The sequence below is a fragment of the Bacillus sp. N1(2025) genome, assembly GCF_053470005.1.
The window spans coordinates 18,204-43,722 of record NZ_JBLTJB010000009.1; the positions used below are offsets into that span (position 1 = coordinate 18,204).

14 protein-coding genes are annotated in these 25,519 nt (G+C 47.2%); 12 read left to right on the forward strand and 2 right to left on the reverse strand.

What is annotated here, in order from left to right; genetic code table 11:
* Positions 1-72: 72 nt before the first annotated feature.
* Together galU and ACNFN4_RS17480 are read right to left on the reverse strand one after the other, a co-directional pair.
* The gene (gene galU / locus ACNFN4_RS17475; RefSeq protein ID WP_014418061.1) at positions 73-966 is read right to left on the reverse strand and encodes a UTP--glucose-1-phosphate uridylyltransferase GalU; all 894 of its coding nucleotides are present in this window, start codon (positions 964-966) and stop codon (positions 73-75) included.
* Between the two features lie 6 nt (positions 967-972).
* Positions 973-1,380, reverse strand: coding sequence for a GtrA family protein (locus ACNFN4_RS17480; RefSeq protein ID WP_014418060.1), 408 nt, complete (start codon positions 1,378-1,380; stop codon positions 973-975).
* A gap of 277 nt (positions 1,381-1,657) precedes the next feature.
* Between ACNFN4_RS17480 and ACNFN4_RS17485 the strand changes: the two genes are divergently transcribed.
* From ACNFN4_RS17485 to bamA, 12 genes are all read left to right on the forward strand, one after another.
* A complete protein-coding gene (locus ACNFN4_RS17485; protein ID WP_448200353.1) occupies positions 1,658-2,425 on the forward strand; it encodes a 6-carboxyhexanoate--CoA ligase in 768 nt (255 codons plus the stop codon).
* Entirely contained in the window at positions 2,425-3,771 is a 1,347-nt protein-coding gene (gene bioA / locus ACNFN4_RS17490; protein WP_065180820.1) for an adenosylmethionine--8-amino-7-oxononanoate transaminase, read from the forward strand. The genes ACNFN4_RS17485 and bioA overlap by 1 nt, the downstream gene beginning before the upstream one ends.
* Positions 3,761-4,921, forward strand: coding sequence for an 8-amino-7-oxononanoate synthase (gene bioF, locus ACNFN4_RS17495; RefSeq protein ID WP_448200354.1), 1,161 nt, complete (start codon positions 3,761-3,763; stop codon positions 4,919-4,921). The genes bioA and bioF overlap by 11 nt, the downstream gene beginning before the upstream one ends.
* Positions 4,918-5,619: a dethiobiotin synthase gene (gene bioD / locus ACNFN4_RS17500; protein ID WP_448200355.1), complete on the forward strand. Its 702-nt coding sequence runs from the start codon at positions 4,918-4,920 to the stop codon at positions 5,617-5,619. Before bioF ends, bioD begins: the two co-directional genes overlap by 4 nt.
* A gap of 2 nt (positions 5,620-5,621) precedes the next feature.
* Positions 5,622-6,641, forward strand: coding sequence for a biotin synthase BioB (gene bioB / locus ACNFN4_RS17505; protein ID WP_007410132.1), 1,020 nt, complete (start codon positions 5,622-5,624; stop codon positions 6,639-6,641).
* Between the two features lies 1 nt (position 6,642).
* Positions 6,643-7,839: a cytochrome P450 gene (locus ACNFN4_RS17510; protein ID WP_015239958.1), complete on the forward strand. Its 1,197-nt coding sequence runs from the start codon at positions 6,643-6,645 to the stop codon at positions 7,837-7,839.
* A gap of 303 nt (positions 7,840-8,142) precedes the next feature.
* Entirely contained in the window at positions 8,143-9,579 is a 1,437-nt protein-coding gene (locus ACNFN4_RS17515; protein WP_020955901.1) for a GntP family permease, read from the forward strand.
* Positions 9,580-9,603: 24 nt separating this feature from the next.
* Positions 9,604-10,305, forward strand: a complete 702-nt coding sequence (locus ACNFN4_RS17520) for a CoA transferase subunit A (protein ID WP_007410135.1) — start codon at positions 9,604-9,606, stop codon at positions 10,303-10,305.
* A gap of 17 nt (positions 10,306-10,322) precedes the next feature.
* The gene (locus tag ACNFN4_RS17525; protein WP_007410136.1) at positions 10,323-10,985 is read left to right on the forward strand and encodes a CoA transferase subunit B; all 663 of its coding nucleotides are present in this window, start codon (positions 10,323-10,325) and stop codon (positions 10,983-10,985) included.
* A 12-nt stretch (positions 10,986-10,997) separates the two neighbouring features.
* Complete coding sequence (locus tag ACNFN4_RS17530; protein WP_014418050.1) at positions 10,998-11,783, forward strand: 3-hydroxybutyrate dehydrogenase; 786 nt, start codon at positions 10,998-11,000, stop codon at positions 11,781-11,783.
* Positions 11,784-12,342: 559 nt separating this feature from the next.
* The gene (bamD, locus tag ACNFN4_RS17535; protein WP_020955900.1) at positions 12,343-13,545 is read left to right on the forward strand and encodes a bacillomycin D biosynthesis malonyl-CoA transacylase BamD; all 1,203 of its coding nucleotides are present in this window, start codon (positions 12,343-12,345) and stop codon (positions 13,543-13,545) included.
* Positions 13,546-13,564: 19 nt separating this feature from the next.
* Entirely contained in the window at positions 13,565-25,513 is an 11,949-nt protein-coding gene (bamA, locus tag ACNFN4_RS17540) for a bacillomycin D hybrid PKS/NRPS BamA (RefSeq protein ID WP_448200356.1), read from the forward strand.
* Positions 25,514-25,519 lie beyond the last annotated feature (6 nt).

Consider the following 25,519-nt stretch of genomic DNA (forward strand, 5'->3'; position numbering starts at 1 on the left):
TGTTCACAACCTCTTTATCTTTTTACCCAATTATATGACTGATTGACAAGCAAAATGGTTACAAATTATTTTTTAGCGCACGATTTCTTCAGATTCTCTTTTTAACACCTCTTCTAAATAAGCTAAAAGTTTCGGTCTCATTTCTTCCCGCAGAAGCCCGATCTCCGTGCCGGCCATAAAACAGCCGAACTTATCTCCTATATCAAACCGGCTTCCTTCAAGCTCCCGCGCATAAATGCTTCGGGTGCGGCACACTTCGCGCAGCGCGTCTGTCAATTGGATTTCGTTGCCCGCGCCTCTTCCGATCGTCTTCAGCGTTTTAAAAATAGCAGGGGTTAATATGTAGCGGCCCATCACGGCAATATGAGAGGGCGCCTTTTCAACAGCCGGTTTCTCAATCAGATCCTCAACCTGGTATACATGACCGCTCTGCCGCCCCGTCTGTATAATACCATATTTGCTGACATCAGCAGGATCGACGGGCTGTACGCCGATCGTTTCTGTGCCGTGTTGGTTATAGACGTCTATGAGCTGTGAAAGAGCGGGAGTGTCAGATACCATAATATCATCACCTAAGAGAACGGCAAAAGGCTCATCTCCGATAAAATGCTCCGCACACAGCACCGCATGTCCTAATCCGAGCGGTTCTTTCTGACGGATGTAATGAATATTGGCCAAATCGGCGATCTGCTGCATCTCCTTCAGCGTCTCCGTCTTGCCTTTTTCCCGCAGATTGAATTCCAATTCCGCCGACCGGTCAAAATGATCTTCAATCGAGCGTTTGTTTCTCCCTGTAATAATCAGTATATCTTCAATTCCTGACGCTGCGGCCTCTTCGACAATATATTGGATGGCCGGTTTGTCGACAATCGGCAGCATTTCTTTCGGCTGCGCCTTTGTCGCCGGCAGAAATCTCGTTCCTAAACCTGCTGCGGGAATGACCGCTTTTCTCACTTTTTTTCTCATTCATCTTCACTCCTGATCCTGTATGTTTTTCAGCGAATCTCCAAATACCCAGATTCGGTTTCCGATAAAATTCATCATCATTCCGCCGATAGTGGCGGCGAACTTACTCACCAATAGCGAACAGCCGCCTTTTTGAAACGCGTAAAGCAGCAAAAAGGTGATTCCCGACGCGGCAAGATTAATCATGAGAAATCGCATGATCTCTTTCCCGTCAGCCTTGCGTTTTACACGAAACGTCCACTTCCGGTTCCATACATAGCTGTTGATGATCCCTGCCGAATAGGAGCAGATCTGCGCCGGAAGATAGGGGACATGACAAGCGGCGAGAAGAAAGAAGACACCAAAATCAATCAGCGTATTTCCGACGCCTACAGTGCAAAAACGGCCTGCTGTCTTTACTTTTTCTTTCAGCATAACGGCATCCGGCTTTGACCTCCCTTCATAAGTAAGATGCGGATCGCTGTCCTATTTGTTGATATGGATTACTTTAACGGACAGTGTTGAATAAACAATTACTAAAATATGAACAAAACATGAAAACGTAATGAGGCTTTGCAAAACTCATTAAGTTAACAGTTTGATAGTTTAGGTTGACATATTCCGTGAGGGGCACTAATATTCTGTATAAGTGTTAACCTTTAATTATTTTGGTTAACATTAATTTTCAAAGTAAGAGAAAGGAGGGGAATATATGCGGGAAGAAACCTATTACAGCGTCAGAATGAGAGCTTCCCGAAACGCCCCCCATGAGCAGGGCGGAAAACACATTTCCGGCGGAGAACGGCTCATCACTTACGACGGTTTACAGGAAGCGGTAGATGGCTTATTACATAAAGGCTTCTCGCACTCAAGAGGGATACCTGATTTTATGCAAATTCAGCTTGAAAGCGTTAATGAACCGATCGAAACGATCCGCCCTTTGCCGGTTGCTTTCCATCAAACAGACACGCCGGAAAAAGGACAAGCGATCGCCCGCAAGCTTCTGCAAAAGGCGGGAATTCCCCCGCACATGATAGAGAAAGCGTACGAAAACATTGCGGAATATGCAGACGCAAGAGGAGCGGTCCTGTTTGATATCCGGGCAGGAAAACGCATTGACGGCAGAGGAAATAGAGGTGTGCGGGTATCTCGAGTGGATTGGCCGTCACATGATTTTCAAAAATGGGCTTTTACTCACAACATGCCGGAAAATTCACGAATAAAAGAAGCACATGCCATCGCGGCAAAAGTTTGCGCATATCCGGGGATTATTGCTGAATTGTGCTGGTCGGATGATCCTGATTACATAACAGGCTACGTTGCCGCAAAGAAGCTGGGATATCAGCGGATTGCCAAGATGAAAAATGCCGGAGATGAAAGCGGCTGCCGGATTTTCTTTACAGATGGCTCCATAGATACAGAGAGCTGTATCCATTTTTTGGAGAAGCAGCCTGTATTCATTCAGCGGGAGGAGAAATGATGAAACAATCAATGATTGAAAAAAGCAAACAGCATCTTTGGCTGCCTTTCACACAAATGAAAGATTACGATGAAGATCCGTTAATCATTGAAAGCGGAAACGGGATCATGCTGAAAGACATCAGCGGCAAAGAATATTATGACGGCTTTTCTTCAGTATGGCTCAATGTACACGGCCACCGCAAAAAAGAAATGGATGAAGCGATTCAAAAACAGCTTGAAAAAATCGCTCATTCGACTTTGCTGGGTATGACGAACGTTCCCGCAACAGAACTTGCCGAGATGCTGACAGGCATCACACCGGAAAAGCTGACACGCGTTTTTTACTCCGACAGCGGAGCGGAAGCAATGGAAATCGCTCTGAAAATGGCCTTTCAATACTGGAAAAACATAGGGAGACCCGAGAAACAGACGTTTATTTCTATGCAGAACGGCTATCACGGCGATACGATCGGAGCCGTCAGCGTCGGCTCCATTGAACTCTTCCACCATGTGTACGGCCCGCTGATGTTTGAAAGCTACAAAGCCCCGATTCCGTATGTATACAGATCTGAAAGCGGCGCCCCCGTACAGTGCCGGGATGAATGCCTTCACGCGCTCGAACAGCTGCTTGCAAAGCACCACGAAGAGATTGCCGCACTTACGATTGAATCGATGGTGCAAGGCGCATCCGGGATGATCGTCATGCCTGAAGGCTTTCTGGCAGGCGTACGAAAGCTGTGTACGGCATATGATGTGTTAATGATCGTTGACGAAGTGGCGACGGGGTTCGGCCGCACCGGAAAAATGTTTGCCTGTGAGCATGAAAATGTCCAGCCGGACTTGATGGCGGCAGGGAAAGGCATTACGGGAGGCTATTTGCCGATCGCTGTGACGTTTGCCACAGAAGCCATTTATGAAGCCTTCTACGATGACTACGACAAAATGAAAACATTTTTCCACGGCCATTCCTATACAGGAAATCAGCTTGGCTGTGCCGCGGCAATTGAAAATCTGCGTTTATTCGAATCAGAGCGCATCGTTGAACAAGTCGCCGAAAAATCAAAAACGGCAGCGAAATTTCTTCATGATCTGAAGCAGCTTCCTCATGTCGGCGATGTCCGCCAGCTCGGTTTCATGTGCGGCATAGAGCTTGTGCAGGATAAGGGGACAAAACAGCCTTATCCGCCTGAAAAGCGGATGGGATACAAGGTGTCCTTGAAAATGAGAGAGCTTGGTATGCTGACACGGCCGCTCGGAGACGTCATCGCCTTTCTGCCGCCGCTTGCCAGCACAACCGATCAGTTACAAGCCATGATCTCCATTATGAAAGAAGCGATAGCCGAGGTGACCGGCCGTGGATTTTGACGGATGGCTCCTCAAAAGGCTCGACGCGGTGAAAAGAGACGGGCTGTATCGGACGCTGCGAACACAGGAAATCGCTCTCAAAACCAAGGAGCAAAAGCGGCAGACCTGGGCGTCCAATGACTATTTAGGCCTGTCAAAAGATGAACGGCTGATCACAGCCGCGCAAACGGCGCTGAGCCGGTTCGGAGCGGGAAGCGGCGGCTCACGGTTAACGACAGGAAATACTGTGTGGCACGAAAAACTTGAACAAACAATCGCGGACTTTAAACAGACGGAAGCGGCTTTATTGTTTTCAAGCGGTTACTTGGCGAATATCGGCGTGCTTGCCTCACTGCCTCAAAAAGGCGATGTCATTTTAAGCGATCAACTGAACCATGCGAGCATTGTTGACGGCTGCCGTTTATCAAAAGCGGAAACCATCGTGTACCGCCATATTGATATGGCTGATCTTGAGAAAAAACTTGCCTCCGTCCAGGCTCGGAACCGCCGCTTTATCGTCACAGACGGCGTCTTCAGCATGGACGGCACAATTGCGCCTCTTGACCGCATAATGGCGCTTGCAAAGCAGTACCAGGCATTTGTGATAGCAGATGACGCGCATGCAACCGGTGTACTCGGGGAAAACGGCGGAGGAACCAGTGACTATTTCGGTGTTTGTCCTGATGTTGTCATCGGCACATTAAGCAAAGCTGTAGGAACGGAAGGCGGTTTTGCCGCGGGATCAAACATTTTCATTGATTTTTTGCTGAATCAGGCGCGGACGTTTATTTTTCAGACGGCCCTCCCGCCGTCAATTTGTGCAGCTTCGCATACGGCACTTGACATCATATCAGATATGCACGATACGCGCCGTGAGCTGCAGTCGTCTGTCAAAACGATAAAAACGCGTCTGGCCGATATGGGCTTTACCGTAAGAGGCGGAGATACACCGATTATCCCCGTTATCATCGGTGATGCAAAAACAGCGGTTTCAGCCGCTGCGCTGCTGGAGAAAAAGGGAATCTGCGCCCCGGCCATCCGCCCGCCCGCCGTTCCGGAAGGCGAAAGCAGAATCAGGCTGACCGTTACGGCGGATCGCAGCTTACAGGACATAGACGAGCTGACAGAAGCATTTGATTCCATTAGAAAAGAGCTGAATATAAACAAATGAGAAGTTTTTTTGTCACAGGAACAGATACCGGCGTCGGAAAAACCATCGTTTCTTGCGGACTTGCCGCGGCATTCCGGCAGAAACAGGCGGATATCGGAGTGTTTAAGCCGTTTTTAAGCGGCGTGCCGCGGACTCATCCGGAAAGTGACACCTCGCTGTTGAAAGACATGTCACAAACCGCACTGTCTCATGAAGAAATTACGCCATTTGAATGGAAAGAGCCGCTTGCGCCGTACACGGCCGCCATGCTTGAGGGGAAATCCGTGAGTATGGATGAAGTCATGGCCCACTGGAGTAAGATCAAAAATCGTCATGAGTGTTTCATCGTCGAGGGGGCAGGCGGCATTTCCGTCCCGCTTGGTGAAAATTACTTAGTCAGTGATCTGATAAAAGCCTTAGAATTGCCGGCAGTGATTGTCACCAGGCCTGATCTCGGAACCATCAACCACACATATTTAACCGTTGAATATGCGAAAAACATGGGGATAGAGGTTCTCGGCATTATTATCAACGGCGTAAGGAGCAGGCCGGGGCTGGACGAAAAGACAAACCCGAGCATGATTGAAACATTATGCAAAGTTCCGATTTTGGGAATCACACCGAAGCTGGATCACGTTTCATCGGAAAACATTCAACACATGATTGAGAAACATATAGATGTTTCCTCTTTCATGAATCTGACACAAATGGGGAGATAAACATGAATCAATGGATGGATCTTGCAGAGAGAGTGCTGGACGGGGCGGAAGTAACGAATCAAGAAGCGCTGGCCATTTTAAATTGTCCTGATGAGGATCTTTTATTGCTGATGCATGCCGCTTTTCATATCAGAAAACGATTTTACGGAAAAAAAGTAAAGCTGAATATGATTATGAATGCCAAATCAGGCCTGTGTCCGGAAAATTGCGGGTACTGTTCACAATCTTCAATATCAAAAGCGCCGATTGAGTCTTACCGGATGGTGGATAAGCATATATTGCTAAAGGGGGCAAAACGCGCCCACGACCTGAATATAGGGACATACTGTATCGTCGCCAGCGGGCGGGGACCGTCAAACAGAGAAGTAGATCAAGTTGTTGATGCTGTCAAAGAAATTAAAGAAACGTACGGTTTAAAAATCTGCGCATGTCTCGGTCTGCTGAAGCCGGAACAGGCAGAGCGGCTGAAACAGGCAGGAGTAGACCGGTACAATCATAACATCAATACATCACAAAGGAATCACTCAAACATTACGACCTCCCACACGTATGACGACAGGGTCAATACAGTGGAAACGGCGAAACAATCGGGGATGTCACCTTGTTCTGGTGTCATCGTCGGCATGAAAGAGACGAAACAGGACGTCATTGATATGGCGAACAGCTTAAAAGCGCTTGACGCCGACAGCATCCCGGTTAATTTTCTGCATGCGATTGACGGAACTCCGTTAGAAGGGGTAAGCGAATTACATCCGGTGTATTGCCTGAAAGTGCTCGCCTTGTTCCGTTTTATCAATCCGTCAAAAGAAATCCGTATCTCAGGAGGCCGGGAAGTCAACCTTCGTTCGCTACAGCCGCTGGGACTTTACGCCGCAAATTCGATTTTCGTCGGAGATTACTTAACGACAGCAGGGCAGCAAGAAACAGAGGATCATCAAATGCTCCATGATTTAGGTTTTGAAGTCGAATCCGTTGAAGAAATGAAAGCCGGCCTGCAATCCGCCTGCAATACGGAGGTATAAGATGACGGCGGACCTATCGATTGCACATCCGTCTCTCCATGCGGATTCGGATTTTTGGAATGACCCTTACCCGTTTTATGACAAACTGCGATCCATTGATCCTGTTTATAAAGGAACCGTATTAAAATATCCGGGCTGGTATGTCACCGGGTACAAAGAAGCGGCAGCGATTCTGAAAGACATTCGGTTTAAAAACCGCATTCCTCTTCCGGAAGCTTCAACGAAATATCAAAATCTATCGCATATCCAGCACGATATGCTGTTATTTAAAAATCAATCAGACCATAAGCGGATGCGGATGCTTATCGGTAAAGAATTTACCGCAAAGACGGCGGAATCACTTCGCCCTTGTATAAAAGAAACGGTTCATGACTTGTTGGATCAAGTCCAAATCAAAAAAACCGCGGACCTTGTTTCAGAGTTTGCCTTTCCATTGGCAAGCCTTATCATTGCGGAGATACTCGGAGTGCCGAAAGAGGAGAGATATCAATTCAGACAATGGACGGCAGACGTCATCCAGGCCATTGATCTTACCCGATCAAGAAAGACGTTAGTCAGAGCAAGCGACACCGCAGGCAGGCTGACGTCATATTTCAAAGATTTGATTCACAAGCGGAAAGCGCACCCTCAGCAAGACTTGATCAGCAGGTTTATTATGGAGGAACAGCTTTCAAAAGAGGAAGTGCTCGCGACATGTATCTTACTTGTCATAGCCGGACACGAGACGACGGTAAACCTCATAAGCAACGGTGTGTTTACTTTATTGAAACACCCTGAACAGCTTAGCGCACTGAGAGAAAACCCCTCGCTTATTGAAACTGCAGTTGAGGAATGTCTGCGCTACGACAGCCCCGCGCAGCTGACGGCACGCACCGCCTCAGAAGACTGCGAAATAAATGGGAAGACCATAAAAAAAGGAGAGCAGGTATATATCCTTTTAGGGGCAGCCAATCGCGATCCAAGCATATTCGATCAACCTCACAAAATGGATATCCAAAGAAAGCCGAACCCGCATCTTGCATTCGGAAAGAACGCCCATTTTTGCATAGGCTCCTCATTAGCGCGCATCGAAGCACAAATTGCAATTCTTACACTGTTTGAGCGGATGCCTAAGCTTCGGCTGGCTGCACACCGCCTTGAATACCGCAAGCTCATTGGTTTTAGGTCGCTCAAAGAGCTCCCGGTTGTCATTGGCTGAATGACCATGCAGGAGGGCCGGATTTTATCGGTTCCTCTTGCAGGAAATAAATGAAAGAAAAAAGAATACATATTTATAAAGCAAAAATCCTCTCTGATCCATCTCACTATCCCTAAAAAAACTCACTGCTCAGCCAATCAATCTAATACAGCAAGAGTCTCCCTTTCTTTCGCCAAAACGGAACATTCACCATGATGCACATTTTTCAGCCTCAGAAACTGTGCAAAACCGGCATGTTTTTTGCTTTATTTTCTCGATTTTTTGTAAGCGCTTACTAATATTAAGCAGAAAAGAGGGGGATTTGTGGACATTGTTATTATTTTATTGGCATTAGGCATGCTGATGTTTGCGGCTTACCGGGGCTTTTCAGTCATTTTATTCGCCCCGATTTGTGCGCTGTTTGCCGTGCTCCTGACAGATCCAAGCTTCGTACTTCCTTTCTTCTCGAATATATTTATGGAGAAGATGGTAGGATTTATTAAGCTATATTTTCCCGTATTTCTTTTAGGGGCCGTTTTTGGCAAGGTTGTTGAAATATCCGGGCTCGCTGAGTCGATTGCAAAAACAATCGTCAAGCTTGTGGGAGCAAAAAGAGCCATTCTAGCCATCGTCTTAATGGGTGCGATTTTAACGTACAGCGGCGTCAGTCTCTTCGTAGCGGTGTTTGCCATTTATCCGTTTGCTAAAAACCTATTTATTAAAGCTGATATTCCCAAGCGTCTGATACCCGGTACGATTGCATTGGGCGCCTTTACATTTACAATGGATGCGCTTCCCGGCACACCGCAAATTCAAAATGTCATTCCGACCGCTTTTTTTAAAACAAACATTTATGCCGCTCCCTGGCTCGGACTGATTGGTGCAGCATTTGTGCTTACGGCCGGAATGATTTATTTAGAATCCCGGCGCAAAAAAGCGGCCAATGCCGGAGAAGGCTATGCTGGATTTCAATCTGAAGTTACCGCTGCAGAGGAATCCTCAAGTCTGGCTAATGAAACACATACGCCTGTTTTACCGCAACCCAGCCCCGCGCGGCAAGTGCTCGCCTTTGTTCCGCTTATCCTTGTGGGAGTCATGAACAAATGCTTCACGATGTGGCTCCCGCATTGGTACCCTGACGGATTTGATTTTGCGCCGCTCGGCTTAGAAGCGTTCGGGAAGATTGACCTTTCCTCCGTCACTGCGATCTGGTCAGTCGAACTCGCACTGTTCATCGGAATCATGACCACGATTTTGTTCGATTGGAAAAAAGTCCTCTTCAATTTGAAAGAAGGACTGAATGAGGGCATCGGGGGTGCCTTGCTGGCGTCGATGAATACAGGAGCCGAATACGGATTTGGCGGCATCATTGCGGCGCTTCCCGGCTTTAAAATGGTCAGCAGCGGCATATCGCAGACGTTTACAGATCCGCTCGTCAACGGAGCGGTGACGACCACTGCGCTTGCCGGGATTACAGGATCGGCATCAGGAGGAATGGGCATCGCTTTAAGCACGATGTCAGCAGCGTATACAGAAGCAATCAATACATTCCACATCCCGCCGGAGGTCATGCACCGGGTGATCTCGATGGCCTCCGGCGGGATGGACACTCTTCCGCATAATGGCGCCGTCATTACGCTGCTCGCGGTCACCGGGTTGACCCACCGCCAATCCTACAGGGATATCTTTGCCATTACCGTCATTAAAACAGCCGCTGTGTTTGTCATCATCGCCATTTACAGTCTGACGGGCCTTGTGTAGCCAAAACAGAAAGGGGAAACGAATATGGGAAAAGGAAAAGTGATGGACTCTTATCAAGATGCTGCTGCACTGATCAAGGACGGAGACACCCTCATCGCAGGAGGCTTCGGCCTGTGCGGCATTCCGGAACAATTAATTCTCGCGATCAGGGACAGCGGCGTAAAAAACTTGACCGTTGTCAGTAATAACTGCGGTGTTGATGATTGGGGGTTAGGCCTCTTGCTTGCAAACCGGCAGATCAAAAAAATGGTCGCATCCTATGTGGGAGAAAACAAAACCTTTGAACGGCAGTTTTTAAGCGGAGAGCTGGAAGTCGAATTGGTGCCCCAAGGAACGCTCGCAGAAAGAATTCGCGCGGGAGGGGCGGGCATTCCGGCGTTTTACACACCTGCGGGCGTCGGAACATCAGTAGCCGAGGGAAAAGAACATAAGACATTTGACGGACGCACCTATCTTCTGGAGAAAGGGATTACAGGGAACGCCGCCATCGTAAAGGCCTGGAAAGCCGATCCTCTGGGCAACCTGATGTTCAGAAAGACGGCGAGAAATTTCAATCCGCTCGCTGCAATGGCAGGCAAAGTGACGATTGCAGAGGCTGAAGAAATCGTCGATGCCGGAGAGCTTGATCCGGATCAAATTCATACGCCGGGTATTTTTGTGCAGCACGTGCTGCTCGGCGGGATTCATGAAAAACGGATTGAACGCCGCACCGTCCGGCAAGCATGATAAAGGAGGCTGACAGAATGAGAGATAGCAGAAAACGAATGATCAAACGGGCTGTAAAGGAAATTAAGGACGGAATGAATGTGAACTTGGGGATAGGGATGCCGACGCTTGTAGCCAATGAGATACCGAATGATTATAACGTCCTGCTTCAGTCTGAAAACGGCTTGCTCGGGATCGGGCCTTATCCGGCGGAAGGAACGGAGGACCCCGATCTGATCAACGCGGGAAAAGAAACCATCACCGAAGTAAAGGGAGCCTCGTATTTTGACAGTGCCGAATCCTTTGCCATGATTCGCGGCGGCCACATTGATGTAGCGATCCTCGGCGGGATGGAAGTGTCCGAACGGGGAGATTTGGCGAACTGGATGATCCCAGGAAAAATGATCAAAGGAATGGGCGGCGCCATGGACTTGGTCCACGGAGCAAAACGGATTATTGTCATTATGGAGCACGTTAATAAATATGGGGAATCTAAAGTGAGAACGGAATGTACGCTGCCTTTAACCGGCAGGCAGGTGGTCGATCGGCTGATCACAGATTTGGCTGTATTCGATTTTCATGATGGCCGTATGACGCTCACCGAACTGCAGGAAGGTGTAACAATGGAGGAGGTCTTTGAGAAAACAGAAGGTCATTTTACTGTCAGCCAGTCGTTAAAAAACGGGGTCAGACCAAAATGAGGAGGTGCCGTCATGCATTCATTGCTTATTGAAAAAACAGCCGTTGTAACAGGAGCAGCCGGAGGAATCGGGCTTGAAATCGCAAAAGAATTCGCCCGTGAAGGAGCAGCCGTCATCATCTCTGATGTAAACGAACAAGCGGGGAAAGAAGCGGCGGCAAGACTGAAAGATGAAGGCTGTGAAGCAGTCAGCATCACATGCGATGTAACAAATGAAAAGCAAGTGGCCGATATGCTGCAGACGGTCGAGAAACAATTCGGACGTCTCGATATCCTTGTGAATAATGCGGGCATTCAGCATGTCGCGCCCATCGAGGAATTTCCCACCGAACAGTTTGAACGGCTCATTCGTCTCATGCTGACTGCGCCATTTATCGCAATGAAGCATGCATTTCCCATTATGAAAAAACAGCAATTCGGTCGAATCATTAATATGGCGTCTGTCAACGGACTGATCGGTTTTCACGGGAAAGCGGCATATAACAGCGCCAAGCACGGCGTCATTGGTTTAACGAAAGTCGGCGCACTTGAAGGCGCGGCTGACGGTATTACCGTCAATGCGCTTTGTCCGGGATATGTGGACACTCAGCTTGTCCGCAATCAGTTAAAGGACATTTCCGCAACAAGGAATGTACCGTACGAGCGGGTGCTTGAGGACGTCATCTTTCCGCTCGTTCCCCAAAAACGGCTGCTGTCAGTGAAGGAAATCGCTGATTACGCCGTATTTTTGGCCAGCGACAAAGCAAAAGGGGTCACAGGTCAGGCCGTAGTCATGGATGGCGGGTATACCGCTCAATAGTTCTTATACTTTTTAAAAAAGCAGCCGCTCTGAACGGCTGTTTTTTTATGCCTGAAAACCTTGTTCACTCAATAGGCCGATTTACTGCGTCAATCGGTATCCGGGCAGGGTCATTCGCATGTTCTGCGGCGTATTTCGTCCTTGCGGATTTTCCCCATCCAGATCCATCTCTTGCACCACATTTATAATCAAGCGCAATCAGTTTACAATCTTTCACAGATATACAAATGATTTTTTACAATAAATAGAAAATATGTAATTTCTGACACAATAATGCCAATAGCCCTAAAACATATGAAACATGAAGAGCGCGTCCGAAGTGAAGAAGAGCCGGTAACAGGCTCCACCCCGGCTTTCATCATCTCTCTTTAAGACTGATTTTCGGTGAAATCCCCATGTTTTATTTTATGAATAAATATATCTAATTCGTTTGTGAAAACGAACAATAACTCCTCCGAAAGTATTCTATACACATTTGTTATAATCATGCTAGGATGTTAGATAAAGGGATATTTTGTAGGATATTGTATCCCCTGTTCAATATGATCGGAGGAATCTCATGAACAATCTTGCCTTTTTATTTCCTGGACAAGGGTCTCAATTTGTAGGAATGGGCAAACAATTTTGGAATGATTTTGTGCTCGCAAAGAGATTGTTTGAAGAAGCGAGCGATGCGATCTCCTTGGATGTAAAAAAACTGTGTTTTAACGGAGATATGAATGAATTGACAAAGACAATGAACGCGCAGCCCGCTATTTTAACGGTCAGTGTGATTGCTTTTCAAGTGTATATGCAGGAAATAGGGGTGAAGCCCCGCTTCCTGGCAGGCCATAGCTTAGGCGAATATTCAGCGCTTGTCTGTGCCGGCGCCCTTTCTTTTCAGGATGCCGTTACACTTGTAAGGGAGCGGGGAATTCTTATGCAAAATGCGGATCCCCATCAGCAGGGGACGATGGCCGCCGTGACACAGCTCTCTCTCCAAACCTTGCAGGAAATATGTTCGAAAGTATCGACGGAAGACTTTCCGGCAGGTGTAGCCTGCATGAATTCAGAACAGCAGCATGTGATTTCCGGACACCGGCAAGCTGTGGAACGTGTCATCAAGATGGCGGAGGAAAAGGGTGCGGCATACACTTATTTGAATGTCAGTGCGCCTTTTCACAGTTCGATGATACGATCAGCCTCCGAACAATTCCAGACTGTATTACACCGGTATTCCTTCCGGGATGCCGTATGGCCGATCATTTCAAATGTCACCGCGCGCCCTTACAGCAGCGGAAATTCGATCAGCGAACATCTCAAGCAGCACATGACGATGCCGGTTAGATGGACAGAATCGATGCATTACTTGCTTTTACATGGAGTCACAGAAGTCATCGAAATGGGTCCGAACAATGTCTTAGCCGGTCTGCTGAGAAAAACAACGAATCACATTGTACCTTATCCCTTAGGACAGACATCTGATGTTCCCCCGCTTTCCAATTCAACGGAAAGAAAGAAACATATTGTCCATTTACGCAAAAAACAACTGAATAAATTGATGATTCAATCCGTCATTGCGCGAAATTACAACAAGGATTCAGCGGCTTATTCCACTATGACGACGCCATTATTTACGCAAATCCAAGAGCTGAAAGAGAGAATGAAAAGGCATGAAGACGTGCTTTCAGAACAAGAACTCGAACATTCGATCCATTTATGCAAATTAATTTGTGAAGCTAAACAGCTTCCGGCTTGGGAAGAATTGCGGATTTTAAAATAAAGCGCCCAGGAGGGGACCTATGTATACCAGTCAATTCCAAACCTTAGTAGATGTCATTCGGGAAAGAAGCAGTATCTCTGATCGCGGGATCCGTTTTATCGAATCCGATAAAAACGAGACGGTTGTCTCTTACCGCCAATTGTTTGAAGAGGCGCAAGGGTATCTTGGCTATTTACAGCATCTCGGCATTAAGCCGAAGCAGGAAATTGTATTTCAAATCCAAGAAAACAAATCATTTGTCGTTGCTTTTTGGGCTTGTATATTAGGAGGAATGATCCCGGTTCCGGTCAGTATCGGAGAAGATGATGACCATAAACTGAAGGTCTGGCGCATTTGGAATATATTAAATCATCCCTTTCTGATTGCCTCTGAAAAAGTATTGGACAAAATAAAGAAATACGCTGCAGAACACGATTTACAGGATTTCCATCATCAATTAAACGAAAAATCTGACGTCATTCAAGATCAAATCTACGATTACCCCGCTTCATTTTATGAACCTGATGCGGATGAACTCGCCTTTATCCAATTTTCTTCCGGATCAACAGGAGATCCAAAAGGAGTCATGTTAACGCATCACAACTTAATACATAACACGTGCGCCATTGGGACTGCCCTACACGTTCATTCGAAAGACTCTTTCTTATCATGGATGCCTTTAACGCATGATATGGGGCTCATCGCCTGCCACCTTGTTCCCTTCATAACCGGAATCAATCAAAATCTAATGCCTACAGAGTTATTTATTCGCAGACCTATTCTTTGGATGAAAAAAGCTCATGAACATAAAGCCAGTATTCTATCATCTCCTAATTTCGGGTACAACTACTTCCTTAAATTTCTGAAAAACGAACCAGACTGGGATTTATCCCACATCAAGGTCATCGCAAACGGTGCAGAACCGATATTGCCGGAGCTGTGTGACGAATTTTTGAAAAGATGCGCAGCATTCAATCTGAAAAGATCCGCCATTTTGAATGTTTACGGTTTAGCGGAAGCTTCGGTTGGCGCAGCGTTCTCTAAAATAGGTAAAGAATTCGTTCCCGTTTATTTGCATCGTGACTATTTAAATCTTGGTGAAAGAGCTGTAAACGTCAGCAAAGAGGACCAAAATTGCGCTTCATTCGTCGAGGTGGGACAACCTATTGACTATTGTCAGCTTCGGATCTCCGATGAAACAAATGAAAGAGTAGAAGACGGAATCATCGGCCATATCCAGATCAAAGGAGACAATGTGACGCAAGGGTATTATAACAACCCAGAGAGTACGGAAAAAGTGCTGACTTCTGACGGCTGGGTAAAAACGGGAGACCTCGGATTCATTAGTGAAAGTGGTAACTTAGTCGTAACCGGAAGAGAAAAGGACATTATTTTCGTGAACGGAAAAAATATCTACCCGCACGATATTGAACGGGTCGCGATTGAAATGGAAGAGGTTGACTTAGGAAGGGTTGCCGCCTGCGGTGTATATGATCAAAAGACACAAAGCGGAGAAATCGTGCTCTTTGTTGTTTACAAAAAATCACCTGAAAAATTCGCACCGCTTGTCAAAGAGATAAAAAAGCATTTGTACAAGCGGGGCGGCTGGAGCATAAAAGAAGTCCTTCCGATCCGAAAACTCCCTAAAACAACCAGCGGAAAGGTTAAACGCTACGAACTTGCCAGACAGTATGAGGCAGGGAATTTTTCAACAGAGTCTGCCGCCATCAATGAATGTTTGGAGAGCAGCCCGGAAACATCCGGACAGACACCCATTCATGAGATAGAAACGGAATTGCTGTCTATCTTTTCCGAAGTGCTCGATGGAAAAAAGGTTCACCTCGCTGACAGTTATTTTGATATGGGAGCAAATTCATTACAGTTATCGCAGATTGCCGAGCGCATAGAACAGAAATTCGGACGCGAGCTTTCCGTTTCAGATCTCTTTACGTATCCTTCTATCACTGATTTAGCGGTATATCTGTCTGAAAGCCGGGCTGAAATCAAGCAGGACGCGGCAGCGAAACCAAGCCATGTGACACCGAAAGATATCGCCATTATCGGGATGTCGCTCAATGTCCCGGGAGCGTCAACGAAAAGTGATTTTTGGAATCTGCTTGAAAAAGGTGAGCACAGCATTCGAGAATACCCCGAATCCCGGCTGAAAGATGCGGCGGATTATTTAAAGTCCATCCAAAGCGAGTTCAATGAGAATCAGTTTGTGAAGGGCGGCTATTTAGATGAAATCGACCGCTTTGATCATTCGTTCTTCGGTTTAGCTCCTAAAACGGCTCAGTTTATGGACCCTAACCAAAGACTGTTTTTGCAGTCTGCATGGCATGCGATTGAAGATGCGGGCTATGCCGGCGGCAGCATGAACGGGAGCCGAGTCGGGGTATATGCAGGGTACTCGAAGGTGGGCTACGATTATGAACGTCTCCTTTCTGCGAATTATCCGGAGGAACTTCATCAATATATCGTGGGCAATCTCCCTTCCGTGCTAGCCAGCCGAATCGCTTATTTCTTAAATTTAAAAGGGCCGGCGGTCACAGTGGATACGGCATGCTCCTCATCGCTTGCCGCCGTTCATATGGCATGTAAATCTTTAATGTCCGGCGATTGTGAAATGGCTCTTGCCGGCGGTATCCGGACATCGCTCTTGCCGATCTGTATCGGACTTGATATGGAATCTTCGGACGGGTACACGAAAACGTTCAGCAAAGATTCAGACGGAACGGGCACAGGTGAAGGCGCGGCCGCAGTCCTGCTAAAACCTTTGCAGGATGCTGTTCGCGACGGAGACCATATTTACGGCGTAATCAAGGGAAGCGCGATGAATCAAGACGGAACAACCGCCGGGATTACAGCACCGAATCCGGCAGCTCAGACTGAGGTCATTGAGACGGCTTGGAAAGACGCGGGCATTGCCCCTGAAACACTGTCTTTCATCGAAGCGCATGGCACCGGGACGAAGCTCGGCGATCCGGTTGAATTTAACGGGCTTTGTAAAGCGTTTGAAAAGTATACGGCAAAAAAACAATTTTGTGCGATTGGTTCTGTTAAATCGAACATCGGTCATTTGTTTGAAGCGGCAGGCATCGTCGGACTGATCAAATCTGTCCTCATGCTGAATCACAAGAAAAATCCGCCGTTAGCGCACTTTAATGAACCTAATCCGCTCATTCATTTTCACTCATCACCATTTTATGTGAATCAGGAAGTTTCGGAGTTCACATCGGGTGATGAGCCGCTGCGAGGCGGAGTCAGCTCATTTGGCTTTAGCGGAACGAACGCTCATGTGGTACTGGAAGAATATATTTCTCAAAGTGAGTATGCGCCCGAGGATGAACATGGGCCGCACCTATTTGTTTTATCCGCTCATACTGAAAAATCACTCTATGAACTCGCACAGCAGTACCGGCAATTTGTATCGGATGACAGCCAAGCTTCATTAAAGTCCATTTGTTATACAGCCAGTACGGGCAGGGCTCATTTGGATCATGGCATTGCCATGATTGTATCCGGTAAACAAGAACTATCGGATAAGCTGACCCGCCTGATTCAGGGAGACAGAAACCTTCCCGGTGTATACATCGGTTACAAGAATATGAAGGAAATGCTGCCTGCTCATAAAGAAGAGCTGAATCAACAAGCAGCCGCTCTGATTAAGCAGCGTTTACGTACGCAAGATGAACGGATCACATGGCTGAATCGCGCAGCCGAATTATTTGTGCAAGGAGCCGTTATCGATTGGCGCGCGCTTTATTCCGGTGAAACTGTACAAAAGACGCCATTGCCCCTGTATCCGTTTGAACGGAGCCGATGCTGGGCTGAAGCTGACCAGTTGCGCTTAAACGAGGGCGAAAAGAGAGGAGAAGCGGCATTGAATATCAATCAATCGAAGGCGCATATTGAATCCTTCCTGAAAACTGTAATCAGCAATGCTTCGGGGATCAGGGGAGAGGAACTCGATCTGAATGCTCATTTTATCGGGCTCGGAATGGATTCTATCATGCTGTCACAGGTCAAAAAAGCCATCGCGGACGAATTTGGGGTAGACATCCCGATGGATCGTTTTTTTGATACGTTGACCAACCTTCAAAGTGTCATAGATTACTTGGCTGATACCGTTCCATCGTCCTTTGCATCCGCTCCGCCTCAAGAGAATGTTCCGGCGCAGGAAATACAGGTCATTTCAGAAGCGCAGTCTGAATCGGATCGCAGAGAAGGTCATCAAGAGCATATGCTCGAAAAAATCATCGCTTCTCAGAATCAATTAATTCAGGATACCTTGCAAGCTCAATTAAATAGCTTTAATTTGTTGAGAAACAGCGGACATCATTCCGATGAGAAAGAATACGCTAAAGCGCAAGAGAAATCAATTCCTTCTGTCAAGCAGGGGCCTCCGACCGTCATTGCAGAACAGAAAGCGGCTCAAGAAGCGAAACCCTATGTTCCTTTCCAGCCTCAGAACCTGAATGATCAGGGACACTATACCGCACGGCAAAAACAATACTTAGAAGATTTCATCAAGAAATACGCAGATAAAACGAAAGGTTCCAAACAATATACGGACAATACCCGATTTGCTCATGCAAACAACCGCAATTTGTCCAGCTTCCGTTCGTATTGGAAGGAAATCGTATACCCGATTATCGCCGAACGTTCTGACGGTTCTAAAATGTGGGATATTGACGGAAATGAATATATCGATATCACCATGGGATTCGGGGTTAACCTTTTCGGGCATCATCCTTCCTTTATTACACAGGTTATCGATGATTCAACCCGTTCATCATTGCCTCCGCTCGGCCCGATGTCAGATGTCGCCGGTGAAGTTGCCGACCGGATCCGCACATGTACCGGAGTGGAAAGGGTCGCTTTCTATAATTCCGGAACAGAGGCCGTCATGGTTGCCCTGCGTTTGGCGCGGGCGGCGACAGGAAGAAAGAAAGTCGTGGCGTTCTCGGGATCTTATCACGGCACGTTTGACGGCGTATTAGGGGTTGCCGGCACAAAAGGCGGGGCTGCGTCTGCGAATCCGCTGGCTCCGGGTATACTGCAGAGCTTTATGGATGATTTGATTATTTTACATTACAACAATCCCGATTCGCTGGATGTGATCCGCAGTCTTGGTGATGAATTGGCAGCCGTACTGGTGGAACCGGTACAAAGCCGCAGACCGGATTTGCAGCCGCAGGCATTTTTGAAAGAATTGCGGGCGATCACGCAGCAATCCGGAACAGCTCTGATTATGGATGAAATTATTACCGGATTTCGGATCGGTCTTGGCGGCGCACAGGAATGGTTCGGCATTCAGGCTGATTTAGTGACCTACGGAAAAATCATCGGCGGCGGACAGCCGTTAGGGGTAGTTGCCGGAAAAGCTGAGTTCATGAATGCGATCGACGGGGGTACCTGGCAGTATGGGGACGATTCCTACCCGCAAGACGAGGCGAAGCGCACGTTTGTGGCCGGCACCTTCAATACTCACCCGCTTACCATGAGGATGTCATTAGCCGTCCTTCGCCATTTACAAACCGAGGGAGAACATCTGTATGAGCAACTTAATCAACAAACAGCCTACCTGGTCGATGAGCTGAATCACTGCTTCGAACAAGCACAAGTGCCTATCCGCATGGTTCGATTCGGTTCTTTATTCCGGTTTGTCTCATCGCTTGATAATGACTTGTTCTTTTACCATCTCAACTATAAAGGGGTCTATGTATGGGAGGGACGCAACTGCTTCTTGTCTGCGGCGCATACCGCGGATGATATCGAAAATATTATTCAAGCGGTGAAAGACACGGTGGAGGATCTTCGCCGAGGCGGATTTATTCCGGAAGGTCCGGATTCCCCTGATGGCGGAGGCCGTAAAAAGTCCGGGACGCGCGAGCTTTCACCTGAACAAAAGCAGTTGGTTATGGCATCCCATTACGGGAATGAAGCTTCCGCCGCTTTAAACCAGTCCATTATGCTGAAAGTGAAGGGCGAACTGCAGTATACGCCATTAAAACAAGCCGTCCGGCATATCGTTGACCGTCATGAAGCTTTACGTACGGTGATTCATCCCGATGACGAGGAACAGCAAGTGCAGGAACGGATGAATATAGATATACCTGTCATTGATTTTACCGGTCTCCCGCATGAACATCGGGAGCCGGAAATCCAAAAATGGCTGACAGAAGATGCCAAGCGGCCGTTTCATTTCCATGAACAAAAGCCTTTGTTTAGAATCCATGTGCTTACATCGGCTCACAATGAACATCTGATTGTGCTCACGTTCCATCATATCATTGCCGATGGATGGTCAATCGCCGTTTTTGTTCAAGAACTGGAGAGCAACTACGCGGCAATAGTACAAGGAAAACCGATTTCGCCGAAAGAGGCAGATGTTTCGTTTCGCCAATACTTAGACTGGCAGCAGGCACAGATTGACAGCGGCCATTATGAAGAAGGGGTCCGTTATTGGCGGCGTCATTTCTCTGAACCGATACAGCAGCCAATTCTGCCAAGCACAGCTTCTGTCCGTTATCCGAACGGGTATGAGGGAGACCGGTGTACCGTCAGGCTTGGACGGCCATTGAGCGAGGCTTTAAGGTCATTAAGCATTCAGATGAAAAATAGCGTATTTGTGACGATGCTGGGTGCATTTCATCTTTTTCTGCACCGGCTTACCAAACAGTCAGGCCTTGTGATCGGGGTCCCCGCAGCAGGTCAATCGCATATGAAACAGCATGATCTGATTGGAAATTGCGTTAATATGATTCCGGTGAAGAACACGTCTTCTTCAGAAAGCACTTTATCCGGTTATCTTGGCAGTATGAAAGAAAGCGTGAATCTTGCAATGCGGCACCAAGCCGTCCCGATGACACTGGTGGCCAGAGAGCTTCCGCACGATCAAGTGCCGGATATGCGTATTATCTTTAATTTAGACAGGCCTTTTCGAAAGCTGCATTTCGGAAAGGCGGAAGCGGAGCCCGTTGCATACCCGGTAAAATGCACCCTTTACGATTTATTTCTTAACATAACAGACGCGCATCAAGAATATGTTCTTGATTTCGACTTTAATACGAACGTCATCAGTCTGGAAATCATGAAAAAGTGGGGAGCGGGTTTTACAAAATTGCTGCAAAAAATGGTTGAGGGAGATTCAATCCCTCTTGACGCCATGATGATGTTTTCCGATGAAGAACAGCATGATTTACAAGCACTTTACGCCGAACACCAGAAGCGGGTCTCTTCAATAGGAAGCAATACGGCAAATTTTACTGAAGCCTACGAGGCGCCGGTAAATGAAACGGAGCGGCAGCTGGCGCGGATTTGGGAGGAACTTTTCGGCCTTGAACGGGTTGGCAGATCAGATCGCTTCCTGGCTCTGGGAGGAAACTCACTCCAGGCGACGCTTATGCTTTCCAAAGTTCAGAAGACATTTCATCAAAAGGTTTCAATCGGACAATTTTTTAATCACCAGACTGTTAAGGAATTAGCACGTTTCATTCAGAACGAAATGAAAGTCGTGCACCTCCCGATGAAGGCTGCCGAGAAAAAAGCGTATTACCCGACATCGCCGGCGCAGCAAAGAGTATATTTCCTGCACCAACTGGAACCGGATCAGCTGGCGCAAAATATGTTCGGCCACATCTCAATAACAGGGAAGTACGATGAGCAAGCCCTGATCTCATCTCTTCAACAAGTGATGCAGCGGCACGAAGCGTTTCGCACGTATTTCGACATTATAGATGGCGATATCGTTCAGAAACTTGAAAACGAAGTTGATTTTAACGTTCATGTCCGGACAATGAGCCGGGACGAATTTGATGCCTATTCAGACCGGTTTGTAAAACCGTTCCGCCTGGACCAAGCTCCGTTAGTTCGTGCGGAGCTGATCAAGATTGAAAACGAGCAGGCCGAACTGCTCATCGATATGCATCATATCATTTCGGACGGTTATTCCGTCAACATCCTTACAAATGAATTGCTGGCTTTATATCATCAGAAACCATTACCGGACATTGAATTTGAATATAAAGATTTCGCAGAATGGCAAAACCAACGGCTGAATGACGATGCCATGAAGCGGCAGGAGACATATTGGCTGGAACAATTTCAAGACGAAATTCCCATCCTTGACCTTCCGACAGACGGTTCCAATGCGGCAGAACGGTCTTCTGAGGGACAGCGTGTGACATGCTCCTTACAGCCGGATGTCATCCGTTCGCTTCAAGATTTAGCGCAAAAGGCGGAAACGACTCTCTATACGGTGCTTCTGGCCGCCTATAATGTGCTGCTTCATAAATATACGGGACAAGAAGACATTGTCGTTGGCACGCCTGCTTCAGGAAGAAATCATCCGGATATCGAAAAAATCATCGGTATTTTCATACAAACCATCGGAATCCGGACGAAGCCGCACGCCAATAGAACGTTTACGGATTATCTGGAAGAAGTAAAGCAGCAGACGCTTGACGCTTTCGAAAACCAAGACTATCCATTCGACCGGCTTGTGGAGAAATTAAATGTGCAGCGGGAAACAACCGGAAAGTCTCTGTTTAACACGATGTTTGTGTTTCAAAACATTGAATTTCATGAAATCCGGCACAATGAATGTACATTTAAAGTGAAAGAACGAAATCCAGGGGTCTCTTTATATGATTTGATGCTTACGATCGAAGATGCCGGTCAACAGATAGAGATGCATTTTGATTATAAACCGGGACGATTCACAAAAGACACCATTGAACAGATCACCAGACACTATACCGCCATTTTAAACAGTCTTGTTGAGCAGCCGGAGATGACATTGTCTTCCGTTCCTATGCTGTCTGAAACCGAACGGCATCAACTGCTGACGGAGTGTAATGGCACAAAGACGCCGTATCCGCATAAGGAAACGGTATATCGGTGGTTTGAAATGCAGGCGGAACAGAGTCCCGATCATGAAGCCGTTATTTTTGGCAATGAGCGGTATACGTACAGACAGCTCAATGAACGGGCGAACCGATTGGCGCGGACGTTACGGACAAAAGGCGTACAAGCGGATCAATTCGTTGCCATCATCTGCCCGCATCGGATCGAGCTGATTGTCGGAATTTTGGCTGTTCTGAAAGCCGGCGGCGCATACGTGCCCATTGATCCTGAATATCCGGAAGATCGGATTCAATATATGCTGAGAGATTCAAGGGCGGAGGTTGTGTTGACACAGCGCAGCCTGCTGGATCAATTACCGTATGATGGTGACATTGTGCTTTTGGATGAGGAAAACTCATACCATGGGGATCACTCGAATCTTGAACCGGACAGCGATGCGCATGATTTGGCCTACATGATCTATACGTCAGGTTCCACGGGAAATCCAAAAGGTGTACTCATTGAGCATCAGGGACTGGCTGATTATATTTGGTGGGCGAAAGAGGTTTATGTAAGAGGTGAGAAAACCAACTTCCCATTATACTCTTCCATCTCTTTCGATCTGACTGTGACCTCGATATTTACACCGCTGGTTACGGGAAATACCATCATTGTCTTTGACGGCGAAGACAAAAGCGCTGTGCTTTCTGAGATTATGCGGGACTCAAGAATAGACATGATCAAATTGACCCCGGCACACCTGCACGTCATCAAAGAGATGAATATCGCTGGCGGCACCGCAATACGGAAAATGATTGTCGGCGGAGAAAATTTAAGCACCCGTCTGGCCAAAAGTGTCAGCGAGCAGTTTAAAGGCCGGCTGGACATTTTCAATGAATACGGACCGACGGAAGCTGTCGTCGGATGTATGATTTATCACTTCGACGCAGAACGGGACAAGCGGGAATTTGTACCGATCGGCACTCCGGCTGCCAACACGGATATTTATGTGGCCGATGCAAGCAGAAACCTGGTTCCGTTCGGGGTAATCGGCGAAATATATATCAGCGGACCGGGTGTTGCCAGAGGGTATTGGAACCGCCCGGATTTAACGGCAGAGAAATTTGTTGAAAACCCGTATGTCCCGGGAGCGAAGATGTACAAATCAGGGGATTTGGCTAAGCGATTGAAGGACGGAAATCTTGTATATATTGGGCGCGTTGATGAACAAGTCAAAATCAGGGGACACCGAATCGAGCTTGGTGAAATTGAAGCAGCAATGCATAACGCGGAAGCGGTGCAAAAAGCCGCGGTTACAGTGAAAGAAGAAGAAGACGGCTTAAAACAATTATGCGCGTATTACGTAAGCGACAAGCCTATAGCGGCTGCGCAGCTTAGGGAACAATTGTCATCGCAGCTTCCGGACTACATGGTTCCGTCCTATTTTGTCCATCTGGAGCATATGCCGTTAACATCCAACGGGAAAATAAACCGTAAGGCACTGCCTGCACCAGAAGCGAGTCTGCAGCAGACAGCTGAATATGTTCCGCCGGGTAATGAGACGGAGTCCAAACTGACAGATTTATGGAAGGAAGTGCTCGGAATAAGCCATGCGGGGATCAAACATAATTTCTTTGATCTCGGAGGCAACTCCATCCGAGCGGCTGCCTTAGCCGCCAGAATTCACAAAGAGCTGGATGTGAATCTGTCTCTCAAAGACATATTCAAGTTTCCTACCATTGAACAATTGGCTGACAAGGCGTTACACATGGACAAAAATCGATATGTACCGATTCCGGCTGCAAAGGAAATGCCATATTATCCGGTTTCTTCAGCTCAGAGGCGGATGTATTTGTTAAGTCACACAGAAGGCGGCGAGCTGACTTACAATATGACGGGTGCCATGAATGTGGAAGGGACGATCGATCCCGAACGGTTAAACGCCGCTTTCCGAAAATTAATCGCGCGTCATGAAGCGTTGCGGACCAGCTTTGATTTATATGAAGGCGAGCCGGCACAGCGTATTCATCAGAACGTCGACTTTACGATAGAACGAATTCAAGCAAGCGAAGAAGAAGCGGAAGACCGTGTGCTTGATTTCATCAAAGCGTTTGACTTAGCCAAACCGCCCCTGATGCGGGCCGGACTGATTGAAATTGAACCTGCGCGGCACGTGCTTGTGGTTGATATGCATCATATCATTTCTGACGGCGTGTCCGTCAATATTCTGATGAAAGATTTAAGCCGAATCTACGAGGGGAACGAACCGGACCCGCTCTCTATTCAATATAAAGACTTTGCAGTTTGGCAGCAATCGGACATTCAGAAACGGAACATCAAGAGCCAGGAAGCGTATTGGCTGGATCAGTTTCACGGTGATATTCCTGTACTGGATATGCCTGCGGATTATGAGCGGCCTGCCATACGCGATTACGAAGGCGAATCATTTGAATTTCTTATACCCGAACACTTGAAACAGCGTTTAAGCCAAATGGAAGAAGACACAGGAGCAACACTGTATATGATTTTATTGGCAGCCTATACGATTCTTTTATCCAAATACAGCGGACAAGAAGATATTATCGTAGGAACGCCATCTGCCGGGCGGACTCATTTGGATGTAGAGCCGGTCGTGGGAATGTTCGTCAATACGTTAGTCATTCGCAATCACCCGGCGGGCCGTAAAACATTTGATGCCTACTTAAACGAAGTAAAAGAAAACATGCTGAACGCCTATAAAAATCAAGACTATCCATTGGAAGAATTAATTCAGCATCTGCATCTTCCAAAAGATTCAAGCCGTAATCCTTTATTCGATACGATGTTTGTGCTGCAAAATCTTGATCATGCTGAATTGACTTTCGATTCCCTTCAACTCAAGCCGTATCCATTTCATCATCCGGTTGCCAAATTCGATTTGACCTTGTCGATTCAGGCGGACCGCGACAACTATCACGGACTGTTTGAATATTCGAAAAAACTGTTTAAGAAAAGCAGAATCGAGGTTTTATCAAACGACTACTTACACATCCTATCGGCGATTTTGGAACAGCCTAGCATTCTAATCGAACATATCGGATTGAGCGGCAGCAATGAGGAAGAAGAGAACGCGCTTGATTCTATTCAATTGAACTTTTAGGGAAAA